Source organism: Streptomyces sp. PA03-6a, from assembly GCF_033792765.1.
GTDB lineage: Bacteria > Actinomycetota > Actinomycetes > Streptomycetales > Streptomycetaceae > Actinacidiphila.
On the sequence record NZ_JARAVK010000311.1, the window covers coordinates 1 to 8,993 of the forward strand.

Below are 8,993 nucleotides of genomic sequence, written 5' to 3' on the forward strand. Positions count from 1 at the left end.
TTTTTTGTCGGGCGGTTTATGTGTTTTTTAGGGACAGGCCCGGTCCCGGGCCTCGTCGCTCCGCGACGTGGTCATCGGTCGCTCCTCGGGTCGTGCGCGCCGGGACGCGCGGTCGGCAGGGGGACGGTGGCGTCCCGGGTGGGATCCGCGACCGCTACGGGCCGGGGGCCGCCCGTCCGGTCGGGGAAGACCCAGGCGCGGAAGAGCAGGAAACGCAGCACCGTCGCGGCGAGGTTGGCCGCGACGAGCACGGCGAGTTCGGTGCCGTGCGCGGGCGTGGTGTCGGCGACGTGCAGCGCGGCCAGAGATCCGCTGGTGAGCGCCAGGCCGATGCCGAAGACGAGCACCCCCTGCGCCTGGTGCCGCACGGCCTTGTCGCGGCCGCGTACGCCGAAGGTCAGCCGCCGGTTGGCGGCCGTGTTGCCCACCGCCGAGAGCAGCAGGGCGAGGGCGTTGGCGGCCTGGGCACCGCAGAGGGTGCGGAAGGCCGTGTACAGCAGCAGGTACGCGACCGTGCTCAGCCCGCCGACGACGCAGAAGCCGACCAACTGCCGGGCGAGCCCGGCCGGCACGTCGGCGAGACCGCGGTCGCGCGGGTCGTCGCCGAAGGGCCGGCGCAGCCGGTCGAGCGGGAGGGCGCCCGTGGCCAGCGCCCTGCCCACCCGCCAGACGCCCTTGAGGTCGTCGGTGGCGGTCCTGACGACGTCCACGCTCGAGTCGGGGTCGTCGACCCAGTCGACCGGCACCTCGTGGATGCGCAGCCCGGCCCGTTCGGCCAGCACGAGCATCTCGGTGTCGAAGAACCAGCCGGTGTCCTCCACCAGGGGCAGCAGCCGCTCCGCGACGTCCTTGCGGATGGCCTTGAAGCCGCACTGTGCGTCGGAGAAGCGGGCGGCCAGCGAGGTCCGCAGCAGGACGTTGTAGGAGCGGGAGATGAACTCCCGCTTGGCGCCCCGCACGACGCGCGAGCTGCGGGCCAGCCGGGAGCCGATCGCCAGGTCGGAGTGGCCGGAGATCAGCGGGGCGACCAGCGGCAGCAGCGCGTTGAGGTCGGTGGACAGGTCGGCGTCCATGTACGCCAGCACCGGTGCCCCGGAGGCCGACCACACCGCGCGCAGGGCGAGGCCGCGGCCCTTGCGTTCCAGCCGGAAGGCGCTGACCTCGGGCAGCTCGGCCTCCAGGGCCGCGGCGATCAGCGGCGTGCGGTCGGTGCTGGCGTTGTCGGCGACGGTGATCCGGAACGGGTAGGGGAAGGTGCGCCGCAGATGCGTGTGGAGCCGGCGAACGCAGCCTTCGAGGTCCTTCTCCTCGTTGTGCACGGGGATCACGACGTCGAGCACCGGTTCGGTCTGCGCGACCACCAGGTGCTCACGGGCGGGGAGGGCCTCCGGGCCCCGGGCCGGCCGGCCGGTCGGTGGGAGCTGTTGGGTTCGCATGGCGACGACCTTGGTCCGGCGCGCTGTCATGACGTTGTGGCGGCGCTGAGCGGCAGCTGTGAGTGCGCGGCGGGCAGGTGGACGCGGAAGACGGTACGGCCGGGCACGCTGTCGATGGACACCGCGCCGCGGTGCGCGGCCACCACGGCCTGGACGATGGCGAGTCCCAGGCCCGTGCTGCCGGCCGCCCGGGAGCGGGAGGCGTCACCGCGCGCGAAGCGCTCGAAGACGTGCGGCAGCAGGGCGGACGGGATGCCGGGACCGTCGTCCTCGACCTCGACCAGCACCTCCGGGCCGCGCGGCACGACGCGCGCGACGACGGTGCTGCCGGGCGGGGTGTGGGCGCGGGCGTTGGCGAGCAGGTTGGTCAGCACCTGGTGCAGGCGCTCCGGGTCGCCGTGCACGACGGCGGGTTCGTCCGGGAGGCTCAGCAGCCAGTGGTGGTCGTTCCCGGCCGCGCGGGCGTCGCTGACGGCGTCGACGACCAGCGGGGACATGTCCGTCCCGGTGAGGCCCAGCGGGCGCCCGGCGTCCAGCCGCGCGAGCAGCAGCAGGTCCTCCACCAGGGTGGTCATCCGGCTCGCCTCCGACTCGATCCGGCCGAGCGCGTGCCGGGTGTCCGGGCCGATCGTCTCCCGGCCGCGCCGGGTCAGCTCGGCGTACCCGCGGATGGAGGCCAGCGGGGTGCGCAGTTCGTGGCTGGCGTCGGCGACGAACCGCCGGACCCGGGTCTCGCTCTCCTGGCGGGCGTGCAGGGCGTTGCCGACGTGGTCGAGCATGCGGTTGAGCGCGGCGCCGACCTGGCCGACCTCGGTGCGCGGATCGGTGTCGGCGTCCGGCACGCGGTCGTGGAGGGCGACCTCGCCGCGGTGGAGGGTGAGTTCGGAGACCCGGGTGGCGGTGGCGGCGACCCGGCGCAGCGGGTGGAGGCTGAGCCGGATCATGACGAAGCCGGCCATCCCGGCGGCGGCCAGCCCCGCGGCGGTGACGCAGGCCTCGACGACCACGAGGGTGCCGATGGTGTCGCGGACGGTCGTCGTCGGCAGCCCCACGAGCAGCCACCCACCGGTGCCGTCGGTGGCCGACTGCACGCGGAAGCCGCCCAGTCCCGGGACGTCGAGCGTGTGCGGCAGGCCGTCCAGGGGGACGGCCGCGAACGCCTCGCGCTGCGGGGCGGTGAGCGGCCGGGCCTGCAGCCGGGACTGGGTGCCGCTGGGCTGCGCGCTGACGCCGGCGGCGGTCACCGCGCCGGTCGCGTCGAGCCGGGCGCCCACGGTCCCGGGGGCGATGCCGGGCCCGGTGATGAAGCGCAGGGACCCGGTACCGGAGCCGTCGACGCCCGTCCCGGTGGTCCCGGGGACCACCGGCGGCCCGACCGGCTGCTTGCCGTCGTACCCCGGGTCAAGCCGGGCCCGGCCGGCGACCGCCTCGACCTGCTTGTCCAGTTGAGTGAAGAGGAAGGACTGCAGGGCGAGCGTCGTGACCGTACCGATGACCGCGCACACGACCGCGATGAGCGCGACCGAGGAGACCACCAGCCGGGTCCGCAGGGACGCGCGCCGGCGGACCCGGCTCACGCCGCTTCGCCCGGCTTGATCAGGTAGCCGGCGCCGCGCCGGGTGTGGATCATCGGGAGGCGGCCCACGTCGATCTTCTTGCGCAGGTAGGAGATGTAGAGCTCGACGACGTTGGCCTGGCCCCCGAAGTCGTAGGACCAGACGCGGTCGAGGATCTGCGCCTTGCTCAGCACCCGGCGCGGATTGCGCATCAGGTACCGCAGCAGTTCGAACTCGGTGGCCGTGAGGTGGATGCCCTGGCCGCCGCGGCTGACCTCGTGGCTGTCCTCGTCGAGCACGAGGTCGCCCACGACCAGCAGCGACTCCTGGCGGGCGGTGGCGGCCCCGGCCCGGCGGAGCAGCCCGCGCAGCCGGGCCACGACCTCCTCCAGGCTGAACGGCTTGGTGACGTAGTCGTCACCGCCCGCGGTGAGGCCCGCGATGCGGTCCTCGACGGCGTCCTTGGCGGTGAGGAACAGCACCGGCACGTCGGGCAGTTCGCGGCGCAGCCGGGCCAGGACCTCCAGGCCGTCCATGTCGGGCAGCATGACGTCGAGGACCGCGGCGTCCGGTCGCAGCTCACGCGCGGCGCGCAGCGCGTCGGAGCCGGTGCCTTCGGTGTGGACGTCCCAGCCCTCGTAGCGCAGGGCCATGGAGAGCAGGTCGGCGAGGGCGTTCTCGTCGTCGACGACGAGCACCCGGACAGGTGCGCCGTCCGGACGCGTGAGGTCGGCGGCGGGGGAAGGAGACGCGGTCATGCCCGCATCCTGTGAGCCGCCGCTGAGAACCCCCTTTTCGCTGCCTGTGATTTCCCTGAGAATCCCCTGTCTCGAAGGTCCTGTCGCGATGGCCCTGACGCGCCGCCGGGCCGGGAATGCGCGGGCCGCGGACCCCGTTTTGGTACGAAGGACGTCGAACTTCAAACGGACTTCACGGCGGGAGAAGACCCATGAGCGACAGCCGGACGCCGGCGATCGGACGCTACGGCCTGTGGAACGCCGGGCTGCGCGACCCCGACCCGGCCCGCGCGGCCGAACTGGCCGAGACCGCGGCCGAACTGGAGGAACTGGGCTACGGGGCCCTGTGGCTCGGCGGCAGCAGCGGCGTCGAGCACGCGGTACCGCTGATCGAGGCCACCTCCTCCATCACCGTCGCGACCGGCATCCTCAGCATCTGGCAGTACGGGGCCGAGGACACCGCCGCCCGCCAGGCGGGCCTCGAAGCCGCCCACCCCGGGCGCTTCCTGCTCGGGCTGGGCGTCAGCCACGCCCGCCTCGCCGAGCAGTACAAGCACCCGTACGCCGCGATGACCCGCTACCTCGACGAACTTGACGCCGCCGGGGCGCCGGCCGGCAACCGGGTGCTCGCCGCGCTCGGCCCGCGGATGCTGGGCCTCGCGCGCGACCGCTCGGCGGGCGCCCACCCCTACCTGGTCACCGTCGAGCACACCGCGCAGGCGCGGGCCACGCTGGGCGAGGGGCCGCTGCTGGCACCGGAGTTCACGGTCGTCCTGGAGACCGACCCGGCACGGGCCCGCGAGAGGGCCCGGGAGATGCTGGCGTTCTACCTGACGCTCCCCAACTACACCGGCAACTGGCTGCGTCTGGGGTTCACCGAGGACGACCTCGCCGACGGGGGCAGCGACCGCCTGGTCGACGCGCTCTTCGGCTGGGGCGACGAGGAGCGGGTCCGGCAGCGGATCGACGCCTTCCTCGACGCGGGCGCCGACCACGTCGCCGTCCAGGTGCTGGCCTCCGGCGAGGACCGGTCCGGACTGCCGCGCGAGGAGTGGCGCCGGCTGGCCGCGGCGCTGAAGCCCACCGGTCACTGAAGGTCCTCCCGCAGGCAATCGGGGACAGACCGCCGACAGGAACGGAACCCTCCGCTCAAAGGCGTTCAGCGCCCGGCCGCTCCACGGGGCCGGGCGTATGTTCGGCCCCATGGACAGCGGCACCGTGCCTCGTACTGTCTCGGTCGACCGCATGGCGTCCGGCGACCACGCCTGCCTCGGCTTCCAGGACGAGGACGACCGCTGGGAGATCCGCGCCGCCTTCACCGCGATCGGGCTGGCCCGCGGCGAACGCGTCCTGCTCTTCACCGATCCCGGTACGCCCCCGGCCGAGGCCGTCACCCGCCTCAGCGCCCACGGGGTCCGCGCCGCCGACGCGGTCCGCCACAGCGCCCTGGTCATCACCCCCGAGGTCCCCGGCTACGACGGCGCCGCCGCCTGGACCGCGCTGACGAACACCGCCCACTGCCACGGCTTCTCCGGCCTCCGCGTGGCCGGCGACATGTCCTGGGCCCTCGGCCCCCACCTCGACCGCGACCGCCTGCTCGGCCACGAGACCGCCATGACCCCGATCCTCGCGGGCCTCGGCCTCACCACCATCTGCGAGTACGACCAGCGGCGCTTCGCCGCCTCGCTCCTCGACCGGGTCCGGGCGGCCCACCCGGTCTGCGTACGCCCCCGCCACGGATCACTGCGCGCGGAGCGCTCCGGCGACACCCTCGCCCTCCGCGGCGACGCGGACCTCGCCACCCGCAACGACTTCGAACTGGCCGTCCGTCACGCCTTCGCGGCGCCCGCCGGCCCGCCGTACCGGGTCGACCTCACCCGGGTGGCCTTCCTCGACGCCCGCTGCGCATCCGTCCTGATCCGCCACGTGGCGTCCCTCGGCCCCGCCGACCGCGTCACCATCCGCTGCCCACGACTGCACGCGCGCACCCTGCGGCTCTGCGGCGCGACCGAGGTCCCCCAGCTCCTCCTCGAGGAGACCTGAACCCCCGGCCCGGCGTCAGACCTGCTGGGCCGCCCAGAACTCGTCCCACGAGATCTTGCCGTCGCCGTTGGCGTCGACGGCCCTGATGACGCTCTGCGCCACGGTCTCGGTCACGTTGAAGTCCCCGAGCTGCGCCATCACGCTCTTGTACTCGCTCGCCGTGATGAGCCCGTCCCCGTCGACATCGAATCGCGTGAACGCCTTCTTGGCCGCCTCGATGTCCGCCATCGTGACCACCCCTCCTTGTGTGTACTGGGTCCTGACTGCGCACACCCTAGCCGCCGCAACGACCCCCCAACGCGAGAGGCCCCCGGGTGATCCCGGGGGCCTCTGGCTTGCTGTGCACTCGGCAGGATTCGAACCTGCAACCTTCTGATCCGTAGTCAGATGCTCTATCCGTTGAGCTACGAGTGCTTGTGCTTCCCGGCGTTTTCTTGCCGGTCGGCGTTGCGGGAACAACATTACATGACCCGCGCCGTGAGGTGAAATCCATTAGCCGCACCCGCTCTGACCTGCCGAAACGCCGAATGCGGGGTCCAGGAGGGATGCCGGGAACGGCAGAAGCCCCGGCCGGGTGGCCGGGGCTTCTGTGAGGCGGAGGCGGAGGGATTTGAACCCTCGATGGACGGTAAAGCCCAAACCGCATTAGCAGTGCGGCGCCATAGACCGGACTAGGCGACGCCTCCTCACGTACCCGCGCGAGCGGGTGTGTGCAGATGATGGCACAGCCCACCGGGCTGGGACCAATCGCTGACCAGATTACTCGGCCGTGCACGGCCAGGGCAAAGGCGTTGCGGCGGGCGCCGGGGCGGCGCGCCCACGATCGGGTGGATTGACGGGCGCGGACGGTGCCGGAGAGGTAGGGACGGAGCATGCGATTGGCTCGTGGACCCATGACCGCCGCGCTCGCGCTCGGCCTGCCGCTGACGGTGGCCGCACCGGCCCTGGCCTGCCCTCCGGGGGCGGGGGAGTCCTCCGACGTGCTGCGGGTGACCGTGGACGACGGGGGCGGGCACCTGTCCGAGTACGACCTGCGCTGCGACCCCGCGGGCGGGACGCACCCGGACGCGAGGGAGGCGTGCGCGCTCCTGGAGCGGCTGGGCGGGCCGGTGGGGCCCGAGCCCGAGGGCACGATGTGCACGATGATCTACGGCGGCCCGCAGCGGGCGACGGTGCGGGGCAGCTGGCGCGGCCGGCCCGTGGACGCCCGCTACGACCGCAGCAACGGTTGCGAGACGGCCCGGTGGCGGCGTATGGCCCCGGTGCTGCCCGCACCCGCCGTCCACGACGGGTCCGGTGGCCCGGGGGCGTGACCTGGGGAGGTGACCGACACCACATCGGCACGGCTCGACCACGAACACTACTCACGCGTACGGGACATGGGCATCCGGAGCCTCGCCGCCAACCTCTGCCCGTACACTCGCTCTAGTGACATGCCCCCCGGTCGGCGGCAAGATGGCCACCACCGGTGGATGCCCCCTTCGCGGGTGGTGGCGCGGCAGCAAGTGCGGTTTTCAGGGAGGACGCGTCTCGTGAGCAGCAGGCCATCCCGAGGCGCTGCTCGCCTCGCGGCAATACTCGACGCGCTCCCCGACGCGCTGCTGCTGGTGAACGCCAACGGGACCGTCGTCAACGCCAATTCCATCGCCCTGGAGACCTTCGAGTCGCCGGGCACCGCCCTCGTGGGCCGCGGGCTGCTCGACCTCCTGCCGGCGTTCGACGCGCGTCGCATCCCCGGTTCGATGCGCCGCCCCGACGACGATGAGGGCCGCACCAAGCCGACCCGGATGGTCGCCCGGCGGACCGACGGCAGTGAAATTCCGGTGGAGGTCACGAGCGCGAACCTCGACGACGCCCGCACACCTTTCGCCGAGACGTACAGCTACACCGGCGACGAGCTGCTGATGCTGGTCGTCCGCGACCTGACCGGGACGCTGGACACCGAGGCCGAACTCGCCCGCCAGCAGCGCCAGACCGAGATGATCCTGCGCGCCGCCAGCGAGGGCGTGGTCGGCGTCGACACCGACGGCAAGATCGTCCTGGTCAACCCCTCGGCCGCGCAGATCCTGGGCTTCCGGGCCACCGACCTCGGCGGGCAGGAGCTGCACCCGCTGGTGCACCACTCCCGTCCGGACGGCACCCCGCTGCCGGCCGAGGAGACGCCGCTCTCCGAGACGCTGCGCTCCGGGCTGAAGCACCGGGTCCGCGGTCAGGTGCTGTGGCGCAAGGACGGGCGCTCGGTGCCGGTCGACCTGATCACGGCGCCGGTGCGGGAGGGCGACCAGCTGGTCGGCGCGGTGATGACCTTCACCGACCGCACGCGCTTCGACGCGCTCGCCGCCCGCAACGCGCAACTGCAGTCGCTGCTCGGCGACGCCCTGCGCGGACCGCTGGACGAACTGCGGGCCGAGCTGGCCGGGCTCGCCAACGACCCGGCCGGGCAGCTGTGGCCGGAGGCCAACCAGATCCTGCACCACCTCACCGCGGGCTACGCGCGGATCACCACGCTCATCGACAGCGTGCTCTCCTTCCAGCGGCTCGACCGGGGCGAGGAGAAGCTGCAGCGCGAGACGACCTCGATGGACAAGGTCGTGGCGTCCGGCGTCGAGGCGGCGGTCGAGCTGATCGGTCCCGGACGGGCGCAGTACGCGGTGCACGCGCCGCCGATCGAGGCGACCGTCGACGCCGAGCGGATGTCCCAGGCGCTGTCCCACCTGATCGCGGACGTGGCGGGCGTCGACGCGGCCGGCAACATGCCGGTCGTGGTCGGCGGCGTCGACTCCACGATCGTGGTGGCGGCGGCGCAGCGCGGCGACTCCGTCCGCATCGAGGTGCGCGGCCCGCACGCGGGCGACAACCCGGTGCACCTGCCGATCGCGCGGGGCATCGTCGAGAAGCACGGCGGCGTGCTCCAGACGCACGACGTGCCCGGGCAGGGCAGCGCGTACGTGATGGAGGTGCCGGTCGGCAAGGGCGGCGCAAAGACGGCGGTCAAGGAGCCCCGGCGGGAGTCGGAGACGACCGTCATGCCGGTGCCGGCCGAGCCGGTGCGCGGTACCGCCCCGGCCGCGGCGCCCGTCCCGTCCCCGCAGCCGCCCCGGCCCGCCACGCCGGTGGCGACCCCCGGTGCCGCGCTCGCGCTGCCCGCCGCGCCGACCACCGACGCGCCGACCCCGACAGGGCGGCGCCGTGCCCTGCGGCGTCCCGAGGAGCAGCAGGCC

At 73.5% G+C, this 8,993-nt stretch carries 8 protein-coding genes and 2 tRNA genes; 4 read left to right on the forward strand and 6 right to left on the reverse strand.

Translation table 11 applies throughout. The features are described 5' to 3' along the window. Nucleotides 1–71: 71 nt before the first annotated feature. The 3 genes from PV350_RS40905 to PV350_RS40915 are packed head-to-tail and all read right to left on the reverse strand — an operon-like array spanning nucleotide 72 to nucleotide 3,750. Nucleotides 72–1,436 (reverse strand): bifunctional glycosyltransferase family 2/GtrA family protein, encoded by a 1,365-nt coding sequence (locus PV350_RS40905; RefSeq protein ID WP_500338478.1) that lies wholly within the window; start codon nucleotides 1,434–1,436, stop codon nucleotides 72–74. 26 nt (nucleotides 1,437–1,462) lie between these two features. Beyond that, the gene (locus tag PV350_RS40910; RefSeq protein ID WP_499512982.1) at nucleotides 1,463–3,013 is read right to left on the reverse strand and encodes a sensor histidine kinase; all 1,551 of its coding nucleotides are present in this window, start codon (nucleotides 3,011–3,013) and stop codon (nucleotides 1,463–1,465) included. Next, nucleotides 3,010–3,750, reverse strand: a complete 741-nt coding sequence (locus tag PV350_RS40915) for a response regulator transcription factor (protein ID WP_500338480.1) — start codon at nucleotides 3,748–3,750, stop codon at nucleotides 3,010–3,012. The genes PV350_RS40910 and PV350_RS40915 overlap by 4 nt, the downstream gene beginning before the upstream one ends. A 191-nt stretch (nucleotides 3,751–3,941) precedes the next feature. On the opposite strand from PV350_RS40915, the gene PV350_RS40920 reads away from it, so the two are divergent. After that, on the forward strand, nucleotides 3,942–4,823 hold the full coding sequence (locus PV350_RS40920) for an LLM class F420-dependent oxidoreductase (protein WP_500338482.1): 882 nt from the start codon (nucleotides 3,942–3,944) through the stop codon (nucleotides 4,821–4,823). Nucleotides 4,824–4,932: 109 nt separating this feature from the next. After that, on the forward strand, nucleotides 4,933–5,772 hold the full coding sequence (locus PV350_RS40925; protein WP_500338484.1) for an MEDS domain-containing protein: 840 nt from the start codon (nucleotides 4,933–4,935) through the stop codon (nucleotides 5,770–5,772). 15 nt (nucleotides 5,773–5,787) lie between these two features. Here PV350_RS40925 and PV350_RS40930 read toward each other — a convergent pair whose 3' ends face one another. The 3 genes from PV350_RS40930 to PV350_RS40940 all read right to left on the reverse strand — a co-directional run bounded on the left by PV350_RS40930 (nucleotide 5,788) and on the right by PV350_RS40940 (nucleotide 6,458). After that, complete coding sequence (locus PV350_RS40930) at nucleotides 5,788–6,000, reverse strand: EF-hand domain-containing protein (RefSeq protein WP_499512978.1); 213 nt, start codon at nucleotides 5,998–6,000, stop codon at nucleotides 5,788–5,790. 113 nt (nucleotides 6,001–6,113) lie between these two features. Further along, nucleotides 6,114–6,186 (reverse strand) — tRNA-Arg (locus tag PV350_RS40935). A 181-nt stretch (nucleotides 6,187–6,367) separates the two neighbouring features. Then, a tRNA-Ser gene (locus PV350_RS40940) sits at nucleotides 6,368–6,458 on the reverse strand. Between the two features lie 207 nt (nucleotides 6,459–6,665). On the opposite strand from PV350_RS40940, the gene PV350_RS40945 reads away from it, so the two are divergent. Then, entirely contained in the window at nucleotides 6,666–7,085 is a 420-nt protein-coding gene (locus PV350_RS40945; RefSeq protein WP_499512977.1) for an SSI family serine proteinase inhibitor, read from the forward strand. A 219-nt stretch (nucleotides 7,086–7,304) separates the two neighbouring features. After that, on the forward strand, nucleotides 7,305–8,993 hold a 1,689-nt coding region (locus tag PV350_RS40950; protein WP_500338486.1), incomplete at its 3' end, for a PAS domain-containing protein.

Excerpts from the sequence above, each read along its gene's own strand:
- PV350_RS40905 (WP_500338478.1), bottom strand. The coding sequence starts at position 1,436 with ATGCGAACCCAACAGCTCCCACCGACCGGCCGGCCGGCCCGGGGCCCG.
- PV350_RS40915 (WP_500338480.1), bottom strand. The coding sequence starts at position 3,750 with ATGACCGCGTCTCCTTCCCCCGCCGCCGACCTCACGCGTCCGGACGGC.
- PV350_RS40920 (WP_500338482.1), top strand. The coding sequence starts at position 3,942 with ATGAGCGACAGCCGGACGCCGGCGATCGGACGCTACGGCCTGTGGAAC.
- PV350_RS40925 (WP_500338484.1), top strand. The coding sequence starts at position 4,933 with ATGGACAGCGGCACCGTGCCTCGTACTGTCTCGGTCGACCGCATGGCG.
- PV350_RS40930 (WP_499512978.1), bottom strand. The coding sequence starts at position 6,000 with ATGGCGGACATCGAGGCGGCCAAGAAGGCGTTCACGCGATTCGATGTC.
- PV350_RS40945 (WP_499512977.1), top strand. The coding sequence starts at position 6,666 with ATGACCGCCGCGCTCGCGCTCGGCCTGCCGCTGACGGTGGCCGCACCG.